19 protein-coding genes and 1 pseudogene are annotated in these 18,186 nt (G+C 67.2%); 8 read left to right on the forward strand and 12 right to left on the reverse strand.

The features are described from left to right. Positions 1 to 170 precede the first annotated feature (170 nt). Complete coding sequence (locus AC1U2B_RS16460) at positions 171 to 932, forward strand: SDR family oxidoreductase (RefSeq protein ID WP_480217572.1); 762 nt, start codon at positions 171 to 173, stop codon at positions 930 to 932. A gap of 106 nt (positions 933 to 1,038) precedes the next feature. Here AC1U2B_RS16460 and AC1U2B_RS16465 read toward each other — a convergent pair. After that, positions 1,039 to 2,376 (reverse strand): annotated as a pseudogene (locus AC1U2B_RS16465) (L,D-transpeptidase); the annotation flags it as partial. Beyond that, positions 2,352 to 3,410, reverse strand: coding sequence for a UDP-N-acetylmuramate dehydrogenase (locus AC1U2B_RS16470; RefSeq protein WP_480217573.1), 1,059 nt, complete (start codon positions 3,408 to 3,410; stop codon positions 2,352 to 2,354). The gene AC1U2B_RS16470 and the pseudogene AC1U2B_RS16465, both read right to left, overlap by 25 nt. 26 nt (positions 3,411 to 3,436) lie before the next feature. Here AC1U2B_RS16470 and AC1U2B_RS16475 point away from each other — a divergent pair, with 26 nt between their 5' ends. From AC1U2B_RS16475 to AC1U2B_RS16495, 5 genes are read left to right on the forward strand one after another with little or no spacing between them, the layout of a single operon-like run. After that, positions 3,437 to 3,943, forward strand: a complete 507-nt coding sequence (locus tag AC1U2B_RS16475) for a DUF2505 domain-containing protein (protein ID WP_260936936.1) — start codon at positions 3,437 to 3,439, stop codon at positions 3,941 to 3,943. Between the two features lie 21 nt (positions 3,944 to 3,964). Next, the gene (locus AC1U2B_RS16480; protein ID WP_480217574.1) at positions 3,965 to 4,774 is read left to right on the forward strand and encodes a class I SAM-dependent methyltransferase; all 810 of its coding nucleotides are present in this window, start codon (positions 3,965 to 3,967) and stop codon (positions 4,772 to 4,774) included. A 10-nt stretch (positions 4,775 to 4,784) separates the two neighbouring features. Then, positions 4,785 to 5,975, forward strand: coding sequence for a glycoside hydrolase family 3 N-terminal domain-containing protein (locus AC1U2B_RS16485; protein WP_480217575.1), 1,191 nt, complete (start codon positions 4,785 to 4,787; stop codon positions 5,973 to 5,975). 28 nt (positions 5,976 to 6,003) lie between these two features. After that, entirely contained in the window at positions 6,004 to 6,825 is an 822-nt protein-coding gene (locus AC1U2B_RS16490; RefSeq protein WP_480217576.1) for a carbon-nitrogen hydrolase family protein, read from the forward strand. Then, complete coding sequence (locus tag AC1U2B_RS16495) at positions 6,822 to 7,808, forward strand: LmeA family phospholipid-binding protein (protein WP_480217577.1); 987 nt, start codon at positions 6,822 to 6,824, stop codon at positions 7,806 to 7,808. Before AC1U2B_RS16490 ends, AC1U2B_RS16495 begins: the two co-directional genes overlap by 4 nt. Before the next feature lie 61 nt (positions 7,809 to 7,869). On the opposite strand, the gene deoC is transcribed toward AC1U2B_RS16495, so the two are convergent. The 6 genes from deoC to AC1U2B_RS16525 all read right to left on the reverse strand — a co-directional run bounded on the left by deoC (position 7,870) and on the right by AC1U2B_RS16525 (position 11,957). Further along, on the reverse strand, positions 7,870 to 8,550 hold the full coding sequence (gene deoC, locus AC1U2B_RS16500; protein WP_480217578.1) for a deoxyribose-phosphate aldolase: 681 nt from the start codon (positions 8,548 to 8,550) through the stop codon (positions 7,870 to 7,872). Then, positions 8,550 to 8,972, reverse strand: coding sequence for a DUF2599 domain-containing protein (locus AC1U2B_RS16505; protein ID WP_480217759.1), 423 nt, complete (start codon positions 8,970 to 8,972; stop codon positions 8,550 to 8,552). The genes deoC and AC1U2B_RS16505 overlap by 1 nt, the downstream gene beginning before the upstream one ends. Positions 8,973 to 8,984: 12 nt before the next feature. After that, a complete protein-coding gene (locus tag AC1U2B_RS16510) occupies positions 8,985 to 9,269 on the reverse strand; it encodes a DUF2516 family protein (protein WP_043401317.1) in 285 nt (94 codons plus the stop codon). A gap of 42 nt (positions 9,270 to 9,311) precedes the next feature. Further along, complete coding sequence (locus AC1U2B_RS16515; RefSeq protein ID WP_043401314.1) at positions 9,312 to 9,998, reverse strand: YhgE/Pip domain-containing protein; 687 nt, start codon at positions 9,996 to 9,998, stop codon at positions 9,312 to 9,314. Between the two features lie 33 nt (positions 9,999 to 10,031). Further along, on the reverse strand, positions 10,032 to 10,487 hold the full coding sequence (locus tag AC1U2B_RS16520; RefSeq protein ID WP_043401313.1) for a helix-turn-helix transcriptional regulator: 456 nt from the start codon (positions 10,485 to 10,487) through the stop codon (positions 10,032 to 10,034). Positions 10,488 to 10,595: 108 nt separating this feature from the next. Continuing rightward, the gene (locus tag AC1U2B_RS16525) at positions 10,596 to 11,957 is read right to left on the reverse strand and encodes a DUF445 domain-containing protein (protein WP_480217579.1); all 1,362 of its coding nucleotides are present in this window, start codon (positions 11,955 to 11,957) and stop codon (positions 10,596 to 10,598) included. 77 nt (positions 11,958 to 12,034) lie between these two features. Between AC1U2B_RS16525 and AC1U2B_RS16530 the strand changes: the two genes are divergently transcribed. Continuing rightward, the gene (locus tag AC1U2B_RS16530; RefSeq protein ID WP_043401309.1) at positions 12,035 to 12,739 is read left to right on the forward strand and encodes a TetR/AcrR family transcriptional regulator; all 705 of its coding nucleotides are present in this window, start codon (positions 12,035 to 12,037) and stop codon (positions 12,737 to 12,739) included. A gap of 5 nt (positions 12,740 to 12,744) precedes the next feature. After that, complete coding sequence (locus AC1U2B_RS16535) at positions 12,745 to 13,605, forward strand: polyphosphate kinase 2 family protein (RefSeq protein ID WP_480217580.1); 861 nt, start codon at positions 12,745 to 12,747, stop codon at positions 13,603 to 13,605. A gap of 108 nt (positions 13,606 to 13,713) precedes the next feature. Here AC1U2B_RS16535 and AC1U2B_RS16540 read toward each other — a convergent pair whose 3' ends face one another. From AC1U2B_RS16540 to AC1U2B_RS16555, 4 genes are all read right to left on the reverse strand, one after another. Beyond that, positions 13,714 to 14,589 carry a cyclopropane mycolic acid synthase family methyltransferase gene (locus AC1U2B_RS16540; RefSeq protein WP_480217581.1) on the reverse strand — a complete coding sequence of 292 codons (876 nt, stop codon included), beginning with the start codon at positions 14,587 to 14,589 and terminating at the stop codon, positions 13,714 to 13,716. Between the two features lie 165 nt (positions 14,590 to 14,754). Beyond that, the gene (locus AC1U2B_RS16545; RefSeq protein ID WP_133761020.1) at positions 14,755 to 15,615 is read right to left on the reverse strand and encodes a 3-hydroxybutyryl-CoA dehydrogenase; all 861 of its coding nucleotides are present in this window, start codon (positions 15,613 to 15,615) and stop codon (positions 14,755 to 14,757) included. Positions 15,616 to 15,740: 125 nt separating this feature from the next. After that, the gene (aceA, locus tag AC1U2B_RS16550) at positions 15,741 to 17,033 is read right to left on the reverse strand and encodes an isocitrate lyase (RefSeq protein ID WP_043401298.1); all 1,293 of its coding nucleotides are present in this window, start codon (positions 17,031 to 17,033) and stop codon (positions 15,741 to 15,743) included. A gap of 265 nt (positions 17,034 to 17,298) precedes the next feature. After that, positions 17,299 to 18,153: an acyl-ACP thioesterase domain-containing protein gene (locus AC1U2B_RS16555; protein WP_051955251.1), complete on the reverse strand. Its 855-nt coding sequence runs from the start codon at positions 18,151 to 18,153 to the stop codon at positions 17,299 to 17,301. Positions 18,154 to 18,186 lie beyond the last annotated feature (33 nt).

Raw genomic sequence — 18,186 nt, forward strand, 5'->3', positions numbered from 1 at the left:
GCTGGTGGGTCCTGAGGCCACACCTGCCGACAGCTAGGACGAAGAGATCCGTGTCGTGAGTCAGGCGCAGCGCGAAGCGCGACAACAACAACACGAACGCCGCACAGCGACGCCGGATGCCTGACTGATGATCACGGAAGGAACTTAGCACGCCCACTAAGGTCGGTCATATGCCAACTGACGAACGCTCCGTGCGCGTCGCGGTGGTCACCGGCGCCAGTTCCGGAATCGGCGCCGCCACCGCGAAAACCCTTGCCGCCCTTGGTTTTCATGTCGTTTGTGCGGCCCGCCGCGCGGATCGGATCACCGCGCTCGCAGCCGAGATCGGCGGCACCGCAGTTGTGACGGACGTCACCGACCAGGCGTCGGTGGACGCGCTTTCGGCCCAGGTCAGCGGGCTGGGACCGGTGCACATCCTGGTCAACAACGCCGGCGGCGCCAAGGGTCTGGCCCCGGTCGCGGAGGCCGATCTGGAGCACTGGGACTGGATGTGGCAGACGAACGTGCTGGGCACCCTGCGGGTCACGCGCGCCCTGCTGCCCGCACTCATCGACTCGGGCGACGGACTGATCGTCACCGTCACGTCCATCGCGGCGCTGGAGACCTACGACAACGGCGCGGGGTACATCGCCGCCAAGCACGGCCAGGGCGCGCTGCACCGCACCCTGCGCGGTGAACTGCTGGGAAAACCGGTGCGGCTCACCGAGATTGCGCCCGGTGCCGTCGAGACCGAGTTCTCGCTGGTGCGATTCGACGGGGATGCCGAGCGCGCCGACGCCGTGTATCAGGGCATCACGCCACTGGTCGCCGAGGATGTCGCCGAAGTGATCGGTTTCGTGGCGTCACGGCCGCCGCACGTCGATCTGGACCAGATCGTCATGCGGCCGCGTGACCAGGCGCCCTACAGCCGGTTCAGCCGCCGGCTGACGTAGTCGCCGGCGCCGACGAGGTCGGTGCGGCGGTCGCGGTCGACGTTGACGTCGTCGTCGTCGCGGCCGTCGTCGACGAAGTTGACGTCGACGTGGAAGTCGAAGTCGAGGTGGCCGGCCCCTGCGGCGGCGGTGTCGTCGTGGTGGTCGGGGTACCCGAGTACGTCGGCGCATCGGTCGGGGTGGCCGGCGCGCTCTGCGGGATCGACGTCTCCGCCGGTGCCGCATTCGCCGGCGGCAGCGCGGACATCGACACCCAGGTGGCCCAGTCGACCGCCCAGTCCCAGATGTCGCCGTCGGCGTAGGACAGCTGGATCGACGTGCCCGTCACCTCGACCGGGTCGCCGTAGATGGCGGTCTGGAAATACTCCTGGGCATTGTCGGTCGACAGGTTGATACACCCGTTGGTGACGTTGGTGTTGCCCTGCGCGCCCGAGCTGGCCGGGTTGGCGTGGATGAACTCGCCGTTGTTCGAGATTCGCACCGCCCAGCGTTCGTGGACGTTCGAGTACCCGGCGGCGGGGTTGGACATCCAGAAGTCCGCGTACTTCTCGGTGACGACGTGGGTACCGCTGCGGGTCACGTTGCGCGGCTTGTCGGCCTCGCCGTAGCTGCAGGGGAAGTCGAAGAGCACGCCGCTGTCGGTGAATACCTGGATGCGGTGGCTGGTCGCGTCGGCCTTGACCACCTGGCGCCGGCCGATGGTGATCTCCAGCGTGCTGTCCTGCGCGCCGTAGGCGTCGTCGCCGAACGGGACGCCGTACAACTTGGCCGAGACGCTGACCTTGGTGCCCGGCGGGTAGTACTCGCGGGTCCGCCAGTGCATGCGGGCGCCCTCGCGCTCGTCGGGCAGCCAGGCCCAACTGCCTTCGACCGGCGGATCGGTGACGACCTTGACGTTGCGCTCGACCGAGGCCTTGTCGGTGACCGAGGAGTCGAACTGCAGGATGATCGGCGCCGCCACCCCGACGGTCTGCCCGTCGGCGAGCTGGAACTGCCCGTTGACCTGCTTGGTCGGGTTCACGGTGGTGAACGTCGCGGACACCGGCACGGCCTTGCCGTCCCGGCCGACGACAGAACCGGCGAACGTGTACGTGGCGCCGAAGCCGAGCGGCTCGGCGGTGTTGAACGACGTGCGGTCCTTGTTGAACACCCCGGCGACGACCTTGCCCTCGCCGTTGGTGAGGGTCAGCTTCTGGAACCAGCCGTCGGTGACGTCGACCCCGATGCTGCTGGTCGGCACGACATCGGTGGCTCCGTTGGTGGGCCGGTAGGTGATGACGGGCGCCGCGGACTCCTTGGCAGGGGCCGAGGAGGATGAAGTGCCCGATGAATCCGAGCACGCGGCGAGCACGCCGGAAGTGCCGACGGCAATCGCAGTCAGCATCTGTCGCCGGTTCACACTCACGGGTTTGAATTTACCTACAGCGAACAGCCGATTAAGCATGGTTCCGGTGTGAGATCTATCCCGAAAGCGGCCTTGACGCCGTCCCGAACCGCTCTGGCCAGCGCTAATACGTCCGCGCTGCCAGCAAATCCCCGGTTCGTCAGAGCCAGCGCATGCTTGGTCGACAGCCGCGCGGGTGCCCCGTCACCGGGGTAGCCCTTGCCGAAACCGGCCTGTTCCACCAGCCAGCCGGCGGCCAGTTTGACCCCGTTCGGCGCCGGGTAATTGGGCACCGGCCCGTCCGTGGCGGCCCGGATGCGCTCGAAGACGTCCTGCGGAACCACGGGGTTGGTGAAGAACGACCCGGCACTCCAGGTGTCGTGGTCGGCGGCGTCGGACACCATGCCCTTGCCGCGCCGCAACGCCAGCACCGCCTCGCGGACCGCGAGCGCATCGACGCGGGTGCCCGGCKCGGCGCCGMGCCGGGTTGCCAGTTCGCCGTACCGCAGTGGTGCGCTCAGGCCGTCGGCATCGAGGGTGAACTCCACCTCCAGCACGACGGCGTGGTCGGAGTTCTTCAGCACGCTGTGCCGGTAGCCGAAATCCAGGGTGTCGGGGCTGACCCAGCTGTCCGTACCGGTCTCGCGGTCGAACAGCCGGACCCGGCTGATGGTGTCGGCCACCTCGGCCCCATAGGCACCGACGTTCTGCACCGGCGTCGCCCCGGCCGAGCCCGGGATCCCGGACAGGCATTCCAGGCCGCCGAGCCCGTGCGCCAGCGAGGCCACGACCACGTCGTCCCACAGCGCGCCTGCCTCGGCCCGCACCACAGTGCCCTCGACGGTGATCTCGGTGTTCGCCAGCAGGACGACCGTCAGATCACTCAGATCGTCGGCGACCAGCACATTCGACCCGCCCGCCAGCACCAGCAGCGGCCCCGGGTGGTCCTTCAGCGCGGTGAGTGCCGCCACCACCTTTTCGGTGGTATCGCAGGTGATCAGACGGGCTGCCACCGGTCCGACACGGAACGACGTCAGGGGTGCCAGCGGCACGTCAAAATCGACCGCAACGCCCCCGATATCCGAACTGACCACGGCCGCTAACGGTAGCGTGGCCGATTATGGCCCGCTCCTTCGACATGGTTGCCGAGTACCTCGGCAGCGTGGCGCAGGTGCATCAGGCCTTCTGCAGCAAGGACTACTGGCTGGACCGGCTCGCCGAAGGCCGCGCCGACGTGTCGACGCTGGACTCGTTTGCCGAGGACGGCCAGGGCGGGACGGACATCACCACCACCCAGACCATGCGTGCCGCGGGGCTGCCCGGCGTCGTCACCCAGTTCCACCTCGGTGACCTCAGCTTGGTGCGGGAAGAGCATTGGGGTCCGCTGACCGACGGACGCGCCGTCGGGACGGTGCGCAGCCGGGTTCCCGGTGCGCCGGCCACCATCACGGGCTCCGGTGTCCTGTCGCCCACCGCGGGCGGTGCGCGACTCGAATTCTCCGCGCTGGTCGAGGTCCGCATCCCGCTGGTCGGCGGCAAGCTCGAGGCGATGCTGGGGCAGCAGCTCAGATATCTGATCGAGCTGGAACAGAAATTCACCACCGACTGGATCGCCGCCCGCTGGTGACCCGCCCATAAACTCGGGCCCATGAATTCGCCCGTCGGCCAGCCACGGGGTTCAATTGTCGGCCAGCCGACGCGCGGCACCACCGGATACAACCGCCTGCGCCGCAGCGACCGCTGGCTGGTGCACTCGCCAAGGGTCCGGGCACTACTGCGCGACGCCGCCGAGCCACTCGTGGTCGACCTCGGCTACGGCGCGCTTCCGGTGACCACCGTCGAGCTGGCCGCGCGGCTGCGCACGGTCCGGGCCGACGTGCGGGTCGTCGGTCTGGAGATTCACCCGGAACGGGTGCGGCTGGCGCGTGAATTGGCCGGCGACATCGTCGAATTCGGTCTTGGTGGCTTCGAATTGGCCGGTCACACACCGGTTTTGGTCCGCGCGTTCAACGTGCTGCGGCAGTACGACGTCGCCGACGTGCCCGCCGCCTGGGCGGAGATGACGGGGCGGCTGGCACCGGGCGGGCTGCTGGTCGACGGCACCTGCGACGAGTTGGGACGACGCTGCTGCTGGGTGCTGCTCGACGCCGCCGGACCGGTGAGCCTGACGTTGTCGTGCGACCCGTTCGCCATCGAACGGCCCTCCGACTTGGCGGAGCGACTGCCGAAAGTGCTTATCCATCACAATGTTCCGGGCCAGCCGATCCACCGGCTGCTGCAGGCCGCGGACCGCGCCTGGGCCACCACGGCCGGACACGGCGTGTTCGGGCCACGTGTCCGGTGGCGGGCCATGCTCGACCTGCTGGTCGACGAGGGCCATCCCCTCGAGCCGCCGCGGCGCCGGCTGCGCGACGGCGTGCTGACCGTGCCGTGGTCCGCCGTCGCGCCGAACGAATAGGGTTCGCCGTATGCCGTCACCCCGCAGCCGACTGCAATCGCCGGTCGTCCTGGCTTCGGCCGCGGCAGTGATCGTCGTCGCGCTGATCGTCGCGGCCGTCATGAGCAAGCCCCGGCCCGCCCCTACACCGGCCGAACACCCACCGACGGCCGCCACCGTCGCCGTGGCGGCGCCGCCCCCATGCGAGCGGCTCGACGCCACGGTGGCGGCGCTCACGACGCGCCAGAAGCTGGCCCAGCTGCTGATGGTCGGGGTCAAGAACCTGGCCGACGCGCAGGCCGTCGTCCGCGAGCAAGAGGTCGGCGGCATCTTCATCACCAGCTGGACCGACTATTCGATGCTCGGTGCGCCCCTCGCCGCCCTGGCGCAGGAACCGCGGCCGCTGCCGCTGGCCGTCAGCGTCGACGAAGAGGGCGGCCGGGTGCAGCGGCTGAAGAACCTGATCGGCAGCCAACCGTCACCGCGCGAGCTGGTCGCCGCCGGGAAGACCCCGGAACAGATTCGCGAGATCGCGCGGCTCCGCGGCCAGGCGATGAAAGAACTCGGCATCACCATCGATTTCGCGCCCGTCGTCGACATCACGGGCGCAGCCGACGGCACCGTCATCGGCGACCGGGCCTGGGGCGACACCGCCGAAGCCGTCACCGCCTACGCCGGGGCGTACGCGGACGGCCTGCGCGACGCCGGGCTGCTGCCGGTGCTCAAGCACTTCCCCGGTCATGGCCACGCGTCCGGCGACTCACACAAGGGCGGCGTCGTCACCCCGCCCTTGGCGCAGCTGGAGACGCTGGACCTGGTCCCCTATCAGTCCTTGACGACGCAGCTGCCCGTCGCCGTGATGGTCGGCCACATGCAGGTGCCCGGGCTCACCGACACCGATCCGGCCAGCCTGTCCAGGGCCGCCTACGACCTGCTGCGCAGCGGTAGCTACGGCGGCCGGCCATTTGACGGCGCCGTCTTCACCGACGACCTGTCCAGCATGGGTGCCATCACCCAGCGCTACAGCGTGCCCGAGGCCGTGCTCAAAGCCCTGCAGGCCGGCGCCGACACCGCGCTGTGGATCACCACCAAAGAGGTGCCGGACGTCTTGGACCGCCTGCAGCAGGCCGTCGACGCCCACGAACTGGCGCAGGAACGCGTCGACGACGCGGTGCGCCACATGGCGGTGACCAAAGATCCGGCGCTGGCCTGCACCCGCTGAGGCCACGGCGATAACTACGCTGATCCGCATGCGCATCGCACTGGCCCAGATCGGTACGGGAACCGACCCCGCAGCCAACCTGGAACTGGTCGCCGACCACACCGCGCGCGCCGCCGATGCCGGCGCTGACCTGGTGTTGTTCCCCGAGGCGACGATGTGCCGGTTCGGGGTGCCGCTGGCGCCCGTGGCCCAGCCACTCGACGGCCCGTGGGCGGACGCCGTCCGGGACATCGCCGAACGTGCGGGCGTCACCGTGGTGGCAGGGATGTTCTGTCCGACCGCCGACGGCCGCGTCACCAACACCCTGCTCGCCACCGGCCCGGGCGTCGACGCGCACTACCACAAGATTCATCTGTACGACGCTTTCGGATTCGCCGAATCACACACTGTCGCAAAGGGTTTCGAGCCCGTCGTGATCGACGTGCCGACGGCCGACGGCGCCGTTCCCGTCGGCCTCACCACGTGTTACGACGTCCGTTTCCCGGAGCTGCACCTCGAGCTCGCCGAACGCGGAGCCAAGCTGCTGACCGTCCACGCGTCGTGGGGGTCGGGCCCGGGCAAGCTTGAGCAGTGGACGCTGCTGGCCCGCGCCCGCGCGCTCGACACCGGCTGTTTCGTCGCCGCCGTCGACCAGCCGTATCCGGGCGAGGAACTCGCCAAGAAGGGCCCGACGGGCAGCGGCGGCAGCCTGGTGACGTCCCCCACGGGCGACATCGTCGCCCAGGCCGGCCTCGACCCGGAACTACTGGTCACGGACATCGACCTGGCCGCGGTCGAGCGGGCCCGCGAGACCATCGCCGTGCTGCGCAACCGCACCACGATTGCGCGTAAGGCACAATCGCAAGGGTGACTGACCCCTGGGCCCGCCCCGCCAATGAGGACGCCGCACCATCTGCCGAGCCCGCGCCGCAGGCGCCGGGTGCCCAGCCCACCGAGGTGCTGACGGCCGACAACGCGTCAGTGCCGCCGGCGACCGACATCCCCGCTTACGGCGCCGACGCACCGGCCGCCCCGGCCTACGGCACCGATGTACCGCCGACGTCGTACCCGGCTCCCCAGCAGGTGCCCGCCACCGATCCGCCGAAGAAGCGCCGCGGTGTCATGGAACTGCTGCGCGACCCGATGTCGCTGATCCTGATCATCGTGATCGCGCTCGCGCTGTCGGCGGCCGGTGTCGTCGGCGGTGAGTTCTACGCCCGCAGCCGCGGCAACAGTGTCGTGTCCTCGGCCGTCCAGTGCGTGGTCCAGGACAAGGTCGACGTGCAGTTCGGCGCCACCCCGTTCCTGTGGCAGGTCGCCAACAGCAACTACGACAAGATCACCGTGACCACCGCCGGCAACCAGCTGCGGTTCGCCAAGGGCATGAAGGCCCAGATCGAGATCGACGACGTCAAGCTCGATAAGACGGCCAAGTCGGCCGGCACCATCGGGTCGCTCGAGGCCACCGTCACCTGGTCGGCCGACGGCATCAAGCAGACCATCGCCGACACCGTCCCCGTGCTGGGTGGCCTGGTCTCCGACGTCACCACCGACCCGTCGTCGGGCACCATCGTGCTCGACGCGCCGATGACCCAGATCATCGCCAAGCCGACGCTGTCCGACGGCACCATCTCGCTCAAGGTGGAGCAGCTGACCGGGCTCGGCTTCCTGCTGCCGCGTGAGTCGATTCAGCCGGCGCTGGATTTGTTCGCCTCGCAGCTGACCAAGGACTACCCGATGGGCATCCGCCCGGAAGCCCTGCAGGTGACCGGTACCGGCGTGACCGCGAAGTTCGGCACCAAGAACGCGACCATCCCGCTGGCTCAGCAGGACACCTGCTTCTCCGGCCTCTGATCTCGGTGATTTGTGCACGTTTTTMCGCGCTCACCGCGGAAAAACGTGCACAAATCCCTGACTAACCCAGCCCGTCCAGGACGGCGCGGGTACCGGACAGACCGAGCCGGGTGGCGCCGGCAGCCAACATGGCCAGCGCGTCATCAGCGGTACGGATGCCACCACTGGCCTTGACGCCCAGCGCCGGGACGGTCTGCGCCATGATCTCCACGGCCTGCACCGATGCGCCGCCCGCGGGGTGGAATCCGGTGGAGGTCTTCACGAAATCGGCGCCCGCGTCGGCCGCCGCGCGGCAGACGTCGGCCAGCGTCGGTGCGCCGGCCAGGTTCAGCAGCGCCGCGGACTCGACGATCACCTTCAGCACCGCCGTCGGGGCGGCCCCGCGGACCGCGGAGATGTCGGCGAACACCGCCGAGATGTCCCCTGAGATGGCGGCACCCACGTCGATCACCATGTCGACCTCGTCGGCTCCGCGCCGGCCGTCGGCACCGACGACCGACAGTGCCGCCTCGCGGGCCTTGATCTGCGAATCATGCTTGCCCGACGGGAATCCCACGACGGTGGCGATCTTGACGCGCTCGGGCACCTCGACCGCGCTCAGCATCGACGGGGACACACAGACCGCGCAGACGCCCAGATCGGCGGCCTCCCAGCACAGGCTCGCGACGTCCGCGGCGGTCGCCTCGGGCTTGAGCAGGGTGTGGTCGACCAATGCGGCCACCTGCTCGCGGGTCCAACTCATCAGAACGGCTCCTCTGTGCCACCGGGATTGCAACGCGCTTTCACCATCTGTCTGTCGTCGACCACCGGGCGCCATGGCTCGAGGTTCCAGCTGGTCTTGCCGGGCGCGGCGGCTTCGGCGAAGTACCAGTGGCACATGAACTGGGCACGCATCCCCGGGGTGTCGGCGTCAGGCGCCGAGTTCAGGACCTCGGACCAGGCCTCGTCTCCCGGCGCCGTGGCGCCGAGGCCGGACGCGTGCCGGCCGGCCCACGTCGGATACACCCGCAGGCTCGACGCGCCGTCCCACTGTGTCCACCGGGTGTGGTCGACGTAGGGCGGCGGCGGAACAGGTTGTGGAGTCGGTTCGGCGGGATCAACTGGGTCGGCCAAAGCCTGCGGGGCCAGCGCCAACGCGGCGGCCGCCAGGACCGCGAACCGGATCGAACGCACCGATTACCGGGATTTCCCTTGGACCTCAAGGAGTTTGGGCTTCACGTCGACCAGGTACACGCCGGCGGCACAGGCCGCGATGGCCGCGCCCACCGGCGGGCCGATGATCCAGCCCAGGACCGCGCCGCCGCCCAGGATCGCCAGCCATACCGGCTTGGTCAGTTTGTCGACAGCGGTATAGGCATCCGGACGCTGCATGGCGGCATGCACGAACGCGTAGACAGTCGTGGCGAGCACCGCGATCTGCAACGCGAAAAGGACGTAACCCACCAGGCTTCCGAGGTACACGCCCTCAGCCTATGTGGGTTACGTCCTTGACGTCGAACCTGATTACTTCTGGGTGACCTTCTTGGCCGGAGCGGCCTTCTTGGCCGGAGCCTTGGCAGCAGCCTTGGCCGGGGCGGCCTTGGTCGCAGCAGCCTTGGCCGGGGCGGCCTTCTTGGCAGCCGGAGCCTTCTTGGCCGGAGCGGCCTTCTTGGCGGCCGGGGCCTCGTCCTTCTCGGGCAGCTCGACGCCGACCAGCTTGGCGGCGCGCTCGCCGACCGCGCGGGTCTGGCTGGCAACGTTGCCCAGGGCGTCCTGGGTCAGCTCGGTGACCTGCTCGCGCACGTCCTCGACACGCTCGCGGACGTCCTCGACGCGCTCACGAACGCTCTCGATGGACGACTGGGCGCGCAGGCGCTCCAGGGCGGCCTCGCCGCGCTCGACCAGCTTGTTGTAGGTGTTCTGAGCGTTCTCGGCGTAGGTCTCGGCGGCCTTGCGCAGCTCTTCGGTGCTGAACTTCTCGCGCAGCTCCTCAACCTGGCCCGGCAGTTCTTCCTGCAGCTTGGTCAGGCGGGCACGGCCCTCTTCGACGCGCGCGTTGGCATCGGTGCGGGCCTCTTCGGCACGCTCACGCAGGCTCGCGACGATTTCGTTGACGGTGGCCAGCGCCAGGTCCGCAGCGCCGACGGCGGCGAACAGGGGGGCCTTGAGGTCCTCGATGGTGGGCTGGGCGGTCTCTTTGTTCTCTGCCATGTTCGTTGTTTCCTTTCTCGGGTACTGCGTTGGTCAGTTCGCTACTTGGTGAGTCTCAGTCGTCGTTGTCTGCTCCTCACTGGCGGCTTCCAATTCAGGCTGATCAGGAAGCGGTTTGGATTCGGCATCGTTCTGCTGCCGGAAGGATGTGTAGATATCGAGCAGCACCTGCTTCTGCCGCTCGGTGATCGAGAGGTCGGCGATGATGGCGTCACGCACCTCGCCGGCGGCACTGGGCTCCAGGATTCCGGCCCGTACGTAGAGCACCTCGGCCGAAACCCTGAGCGCCTTGGCGATCTGGTTCAGCACATCGGCCGACGGCTTGCGCAGGCCACGCTCGATCTGGCTCAGGTAGGGGTTGCTGACGCCCGCCTTCTCAGCGAGCTGGCGGACCGAGACCTGCGCAGCCTCGCGCTGGGTGCGGATGAAGCTGCCGATGTCCTGAGCTGCATTCGACATGACGGCGGCGATGTCTGCATCCTGCGCCATGTCGTTCCCCTGTCTTCATCGACCGCTTTTGGTGGGCGATCTGTACGAAAACAACGGTAAAAGAGGGTGCTAACTATTGCAAGCGCTTGCAAGCGCTCGCTAGCACGATCAGAGGAAAAGCTCTGCGATCGTGTATATGACCAGCCCGGCCAACGATCCGACGACCGTGCCGTTGATCCGAATGAACTGCAGGTCACGGCCCACATGGAGCTCGATCCGCCGGCTCGCCTCGTCGGCGTCCCAACGCTCGATGGTCTCCGTGATGATCGCTGTGATCTCCGTCCCATATTGCGCAACAAGGTGTTTTGCGCCCCTGACGAGCCAGTCGTCAACTTTGTCCCGCAGCTCCGCGTCGTCCCGCAGAGACTCCCCGATCCGCACCACCGAATCTGCAATCCGGGTGCGCAAAACTGACGATGGATCGTCCACCGATTCGAGGATGATGCGCTTGGCGGTGCTCCACGCCGTCTCTGCCGCCCGCGCCACCTCGTCGCGCGCCAGGATCTGTTCCTTGATCCGTTCGGCCCGGGCGATCGTGTCCTCGTCGTTCTGCAGATCGTCGGCGAAGTCGAAGAGGAACTTCGTGGCCGACATCCGCAGCTCGTGCTCGGGATTGCGCCGCACCTTGTCGGTGAAATCCATCAGCTCGCGGTGGATGCGGTCGCCCACCAGGTGGTCGACCCAGCGCGGCGACCACGTCGGCGAATCCCGCTCGATGACGCGCTCGATGATCTCGCCGGCATTGAGTGACCACTGGAACGCGCGGTCGGCCAACAGCTGCAGCAGCGCCTCCTGCCGTCGCTCGGCGAGCAGGCTCTCCAGCACCCGGCCGATCGGCGGGCCCCACTGCGGCTCCGCGATCCGCTTGACGATCATCCGGTCCAGCACGTGCTGCACGTCTTCGTCGCGCAGTAGCTCCACCAGCACCCGCAGCACCGTCGACGCCTCGGCGGCCACCCGTGCCGCATGCACCGGTTCCGACAGCCACTTGCCCAGCCGGCTGGCCACCTGGGCGTCGCGCAGCTTCGTCTCGACCACTTCCTGCGACATGAAGTTCTCGCGCACGAAGGTGCCCAGCCCCTCGCCGAGCTGGTCTTTCTTGCGCGGAATGATCGCGGTGTGCGGGATGGGGATGCCCAGCGGATGACGGAACAGCGCCGTCACGGCGAACCAGTCGGCCAGCGCACCGACCATGCCCGCCTCGGCACCGGCCCGGACATATCCCACCCATGGACCGGTCCAGCTGTACGCGCCGCCCCGGGCCTGTAACCATGTACACACGGCAAACAACACCGTCGCACCCAGCAGGAAGCTCAGCGCGACCGCTTTCATCCGGCGCAGGTTACGGCGCCGCTCTTCGTCGGCCGTCCGGTCGGCGCCGGCAAACGACTCCGCGAGGCTGACGTGCGGTTCGAGGGATGCCTCGTGCCTTGGATGGGGTCCAGGTCCCGGCCTGGGTCGGTGTGCCACGCTTCCATCATCCTGCATGCCCGCAACAGGCGCCCCGTATTATCAAGCTGATCTAGCGGAATGGACGTACTGCGACCGTGGCACAGCAAAACGCACCCTCGTCGGCAAAAGCCGACGGGCGCAAACGACGCTGGCATCAACACAAGGTCGATCGCCGCAATGAACTGGTCGACGGCACACTCGAAGCCGTCCGGCGCCGCGGCAGCAACGTCAGCATGGACGAGATCGCGGCCGAGATCGGCGTGTCGAAGACCGTGCTGTACCGCTACTTCGTCGACAAGAACGACCTGACCACCGCGGTGATGATGCGCTTCGCACAAACCACGCTGATCCCCAACATGGCGTCGGCGCTGTCGTCGAACCTCGACGGCTTCGAACTCACCCGGGAGATCATCCGCGTGTACGTCGACACCGTCGCCGCGGAGCCCGAGATCTATCCGTTCGTGTTCGCCAACAGCTCGGCGAGCAAGAGCAAAGCCATCGCCGACTCGGAACAGATCATCGCGCGGATGCTCGCCGTCGTGCTGCGCCGACGCATGGCGCACGCCGGGATGGACACCGGCGGCGTCGACGCCTTCGCGTTCCACACCGTCGGCGGCGTGCAGCTGGCCACCCACTCGTGGATGTCCAATCGCCGGATGACCGCTGAACAACTCATCGACTACCTGACCTTGCTGTCCTGGGGCGCGCTGCGGGGCGCCGTCGAAGTCGGCGGGTCATTGCAGGAATTCAACGCGCAACCGCATCCGTCCCCGACGATCCCGCCGCATCTGATTCACTGAGCGGCGTGACCTCCGATCTGCCGTCGCTGTGGACCCACGAGCCGCACAAGCACCTTGAGTTCAAACCCGGTCACCGGGTGGCCGACATCGATCCGGACGCCACCCCCGGGTTCCGCGGCAGCAAGGCCGACGCCCCCGATCTGCAGACCGAACGCAACGAGCGGTTCGCCGAGCTGCAGGAGCGGCTGTACGCGAACAGCCGCTCCGGGGACCGCCGGTCCGTGCTGCTGGTCCTGCAGGGCATGGACACCGCAGGCAAAGGCGGAATCGTCAAACATGTTGTGGGAGCCGGTAATCCGCAAGGGATCTGGTACTCCGCCTTCGGCAAGCCCACCCCTGAAGAGCTGTCACATCACTACCTTTGGCGCATCCAGAAGGCGGTGCCGCCGGCCGGGCACATCGGTGTCTTCGACCGGTCACACTACGAGGACGTGCTGATCGTGCGGGTGCACGACCTGGTGCCGCCGTCGGTATGGGAAGGCCGGTACGACGAGATCAACGCCTTCGAGCGCGAGCTGACCGACGCCGGGACGAGGATCATCAAAGTCGCGATGTTCGTCTCGCTCGACGAGCAGAAGAAGCGCCTCGAGGAGCGGCTCGACCGGCCGGACAAGTACTGGAAGTACAACCCCGCCGATATCGATGAGCGCCTGCTGTGGCCGAAGTACCAAGAGGCGTATCAGGCCGTGCTGGACCGCACCTCCACCGCGCATGCGCCGTGGCACGTCGTGCCGTGCAACCGCAAGTGGTACTCCCGGCTGGCTATCACCGAGCTGCTGATCGAAGCGCTCGAACAGCTCGAACTATCTTGGCCCCCAGCCGATTTCGACGTCGAGGCAGAGAAGAAGCGACTGGCGGAGGCGTAGGGCGTAGCACTGACGCCCGGCGTGGCGTGCGCGGCGTGGCGCGCACCTCCTGCCAAGTCCGATCTGAAGCCGTCAGCTTTCCTTGACCGTCAAGGAAAGCTGACAAAGCTACTTGACCAGTGTGAACTGGCCGATGTTGGTGATGCCGCGACGGAAGAAGTCGGCGCAACCGGTCAGATACTTCATGTACCGGTCGTAGATCTCCTGGCCCTGCATGGCGATGGCCTCGTCCTTGTTGGCGGCGAGGTTGGCGGCCCACATGTCCAGCGTGCGCGCGTAGTGCGGACGCAGCAGGTGGGTGCGCTCCAGGGTGAAGCCCGAGTTCGCGGCGAGCACCTCGATGTCCTCGACTGCCGGCAGCTGCCCGCCGGGGAAGATCACGTCGCCGATGAACTTCATGAACTTCAGGTCGCTGATGGTCAGCTTGATGCCGTTCTCACGGAAGAACTGCTGGGTATGCGCCAGGATGGTGTGCAGCAGCATCCGGCCGCCGTTCTCCGGCAGGATGTTGTACGCCCGCTCGAAGAAGATCGGGTAGCGCTCCTGCTTGAAGGCCTCGAAAGCGCCGATCGAGACGATGCGGTCGACGGGCTCGTCGAACTCTTCCCAGCCCTGCATCCGGATCTCGACGCTGCGGTTGGTGTCGATCTTTGCCAGCCGCTCGCGGGCCCACTCCGACTGTTCCTTGCTCAGGGTGATGCCGATGACGTTGACGTCGAACTGGGTGATGGCGCGCTCGAGGCAGCCGCCCCAGCCACAGCCGATGTCGAGGAGGGTCATGCCCGGCTTCAGGTCCAGCTTGCCCAGCGCCAGGTCGAACTTGGCGTTCTGCGACTCCTCGAGCGTCATGTCCTCGCGCTCGTAGTAGCCGCAGGTGTAGCCCATCGTCGGGCCGAGCCACAGTGCGAAGAACTCGTTCGAGATGTCGTAGATCGACTGCGACTCCTCGTAATGGGGGGTCAAATCGATATCGGCTTGTGACATATCGGTATCTATCCTTTGCGGTTACGTTCGCTGTCGCGGGAGGCGCCACGGCCTGGTGCGGCCGGATGACATATCCGTGCGTGCGCATGCCCTAACGGGCCCAGCGAAAAACGACCCGCACGCAAGGTTAACGAAAATTACTGCCAGGCTCCAACCCGGCGTCTGTCAATAGGTGTAGAAGCCTTTGCCAGACTTCTTGCCGAGCTGCCCGGCCTCGACCATGCGCAGCAGCAACGGCGGGGCCGCGTACAGCGGCTCTTTGTACTCGTCGTACATGGAGTCGGCGATCAGCTTCATGGTGTCCAGGCCCACCAGGTCGGCAAGCTTCAGCGGGCCCATCGGATGCGACAACCCGGCGACGACCGCGGTGTCGATGTCCTCGACGGTGGCGAAGCCCGACTCGGCCATCCGGATGGCTGCCAGCAGGTAGGGAACCAGCAGGAAGTTGACAACGAAGCCCGAGCGATCCGCCGCCCGAACGACCTTCTTGCCCAGCACCTCACCCGCGAAGGTCTCGACGCGCGCGGCGGCTTCGGGGGCGGTCGTCACCGAGGAGATGAGCTCGACCAGCGGCAGCACCGGCACCGGGTTGAAGAAGTGCAGACCGAGCACGCGGCTCGGGTTCTTGGTCGCGGCGGCGATGCGCATGATCGGGATGGACGACGTGTTCGACGCCAGCACGGCCTCGGGGTCGGTGATGATCTCGTCAAGCTGAGAAAAAACCTTCGCCTTGACGTTGACGTCTTCGACGATGGCCTCGATGACGAGCTGGCGGTCGGCCATGTCAGCCAGGTCGTTCGTGAAGCTCAGCCGACCCAGCGCGGCGTCGCGGTCGGCCTCGGACAGCTTGCCCTTCTTGACTGCGTTGTCCAGCGACTTGGTGATCCGCTCCCGGCCGGCGGTGGTCAGCGCCTCGGTCGGCTCGAACGCCAGGACCTGTGCGCCTGCCTTGATGCAGACCTCGGCGATACCGCCGCCCATCTGCCCGGCCCCGATGACCCCGACTCGTTCGATTGCGTTGCTCACCGCTGTCCTCTCCTCGTGATTACTTCTGAAGATATGCGACAGGCCCCGCCCAGATCCTGAGCGGGGCCTGCCATATCAAAACCAAACGGCTCAGTGACTCAAGCCCTCGGTTCCACTTCGCAAGCTCAGTGGAACTGGCCCTCTTCGGTCGAGCCCTTCAGAGCTGCGGTCGAGGTGTTCGGGTCCACGGTGGTGGCGATCTTGTCGAAGTAGCCGGCGCCGACCTCACGCTGGTGCTTGGTGGCGGTGTAGCCGCGCTCCTCGGCCGCGAACTCGCGCTCCTGCAGGTCGACGTAGGCGGTCATGCCCTCGCGGGCGTAGCCGTAGGCCAGGTCGAACATGGAGTAGTTCAGGGCGTGGAAGCCGGCCAGGGTGATGAACTGGAACGTGAAGCCCATGGCACCCAGTTCCTTCTGGAACTTGGCGATGGTCGAGTCGTCCAGCGCCTGCTTCCAGTTGAACGACGGGCTGCAGTTGTAGGACAGCAGCTGGTCCGGGAAGTCAGCCTTGACGGCCTCGGCGAACTTGCGGGCGACCTCGAGGTCCGGCACGCCGGTCTCCATCCAGATCATGTCGGCGTACGGGGCGTAGGCCTTGGCACGCGCGATGCAGGGCTCGATGCCCTTCTGGATGTTGTAGAAGCCCTCAGCGGTGCGCTCACCGGTGACGAACGGCTTGTCGCGGTCGTCCACGTCCGAGGTGATCAGGGTGGCGGCCTCGGCGTCGGTCCGGGCGATGACGACGGTCGGGGTGCCCGCGACGTCGGCGGCCAGGCGGGCCGAGGTCAGGGTGCGGATGTGCTGCTGGGTCGGGATCAGCACCTTGCCACCGAGGTGGCCACACTTCTTCTCCGACGCCAGCTGGTCCTCCCAGTGGGTACCGGCGGCACCCGCGGCGATCATGGCCTTCTGCAGTTCGTAGACGTTCAGGGCACCACCGAAGCCGGCTTCACCGTCGGCGACGATCGGCACCAGCCAGTTGTCGACGCTCTTGTCACCCTCGACGCGGGCGATCTCGTCGGCGCGCAGCAGCGCGTTGTTGATGCGGCGAACGACGGCCGGCACCGAGTTGGCCGGGTACAGGCTCTGGTCCGGGTAGGTGTGGCCGGAGAGGTTCGCGTCACCGGCGACCTGCCAACCCGACAGGTAGATGGCCTTCAGGCCGGCGCGGACCTGCTGAACGGCCATGTTGCCGGTCAGGGCGCCCAGCGCGTTGATGTAGGAGCCGTCACCCTTGGTGACGCCGTCCCACAGGATCTCGGCGCCACGACGCGCAAGGGTGTTCTCCTCGACGACGCTGCCCTGCAGCTCCTCAACCTGAGCTGCGGTGTAGTCGCGGGTGATGCCCTTCCAGCGGGGGTTGGTGTCCCAGTCCTGCTGAATCTCAGCGGCGGTACGTGGCTTTCCGACGTTGGACATTGTGCTCCTTCGTGAGGCCGCGTCGCCGTGGGCGCCAAAATTCAAGCTGATTGTTAACGCTTCGGCGACTTCGCTTGTGTGCTGTTAACGACGATGACACAGCACATACCCGCAGGTCCAGCGGTTACAAGTGCCAACTTTCGCCAACACTTGTAGCGAAGTTGCGAAGATTGCGAAGTTGCTGAGGTGCTTGACCGGTTCAGAAGCTACCGGACGGTAACCGATATGCGCTGGTCAGTACGCTCGTACTGTTAAATCGGCGCACTCAGAGCGCGAACAGGCAGGCGACCGCTTTGACCTCGTCACCGACGACATATGTGAGCGTTGTAACACCGCGGTCACACAGCTCGGGACCGAATTTGTCCGTCGATCCGGCCGGGTACTCGTGCGTGATGATCTCCAACCGCTCCCCCAGGGCCACCGCGGCGTCGTGCTCGATGGTGACCCGCAGCGGTGCCTCCAGCAGCTCGGGGCGATAGGTCTGCAGGTGGTCCTCGACCACCGACCAGTAGACGGAGTTGTTCATGTGGTCGAACAGGTCGATGTCGCTGACGCGGACCGGGTAGTCCACGATCCGGGTGGCATCGTCACGGCCGCCGGCCTTGAGGTAGCCCTTCCACCGCAGCCGATCGGTGGTGGCGGTCCGCTTCAGACCGGCCAGGAAGTCGTCCGAGATCCGCGCCGGCCCCTGCGTCTCGAGGTTCATGTTGATCCAGAACGCCTCGGATTCCATCAGCCCGCCCTTGCGGCCGTCGATGCGCACCCGCATCTCACACCACCGGTTCGAGGTGCCCGAACACCAGCGCCGCAGTCGCAGGATGTCGCCCCGCTCGATGGGGCGGATCAAATCCACCATGGTGCGCCGGACGACCCAGGCGGGGTGGACGTCTTCGTAGCCCATCTGGCGCAGCTGGTCCTGGCCGATGTCCTGGATGTGCCGGCAGGCGCCGTCGAACCGCAGTCGGCCGTCCCGATCGACGTCGGCCATCCGGAGCGGCCAGCTGGTGTCGAACACGTCGGGGTGACCTTCAGGGACCGGCATCAGGACCTTGGCCAGCCCCGTTGCCAGTGTGGCAGTGGCCTTTTCGACGGTCTTTTCGGCGGTCTCCGCGGTGGTCATGGTGTCCCTTTCCCGGCGGGTCCACTCGGCTGG

The sequence above is a fragment of the Mycolicibacterium sp. P4_G11 genome, from assembly GCF_056555145.1.

Coding starts and splice junctions, on each gene's coding strand:
- AC1U2B_RS16555 (WP_051955251.1), bottom strand. CDS start 18,153: ATGACCACCGCGGAGACCGCCGAAAAGACCGTCGAAAAGGCCACTGCC.
- AC1U2B_RS16485 (WP_480217575.1), top strand. CDS start 4,785: ATGCCGTCACCCCGCAGCCGACTGCAATCGCCGGTCGTCCTGGCTTCG.
- AC1U2B_RS16520 (WP_043401313.1), bottom strand. CDS start 10,487: ATGGCGCAGGATGCAGACATCGCCGCCGTCATGTCGAATGCAGCTCAG.
- AC1U2B_RS16540 (WP_480217581.1), bottom strand. CDS start 14,589: ATGTCACAAGCCGATATCGATTTGACCCCCCATTACGAGGAGTCGCAG.
- aceA (WP_043401298.1), bottom strand. CDS start 17,033: ATGTCCAACGTCGGAAAGCCACGTACCGCCGCTGAGATTCAGCAGGAC.
- AC1U2B_RS16490 (WP_480217576.1), top strand. CDS start 6,004: ATGCGCATCGCACTGGCCCAGATCGGTACGGGAACCGACCCCGCAGCC.
- AC1U2B_RS16480 (WP_480217574.1), top strand. CDS start 3,965: ATGAATTCGCCCGTCGGCCAGCCACGGGGTTCAATTGTCGGCCAGCCG.
- AC1U2B_RS16460 (WP_480217572.1), top strand. CDS start 171: ATGCCAACTGACGAACGCTCCGTGCGCGTCGCGGTGGTCACCGGCGCC.
- AC1U2B_RS16515 (WP_043401314.1), bottom strand. CDS start 9,998: ATGGCAGAGAACAAAGAGACCGCCCAGCCCACCATCGAGGACCTCAAG.
- AC1U2B_RS16475 (WP_260936936.1), top strand. CDS start 3,437: ATGGCCCGCTCCTTCGACATGGTTGCCGAGTACCTCGGCAGCGTGGCG.
- deoC (WP_480217578.1), bottom strand. CDS start 8,550: ATGAGTTGGACCCGCGAGCAGGTGGCCGCATTGGTCGACCACACCCTG.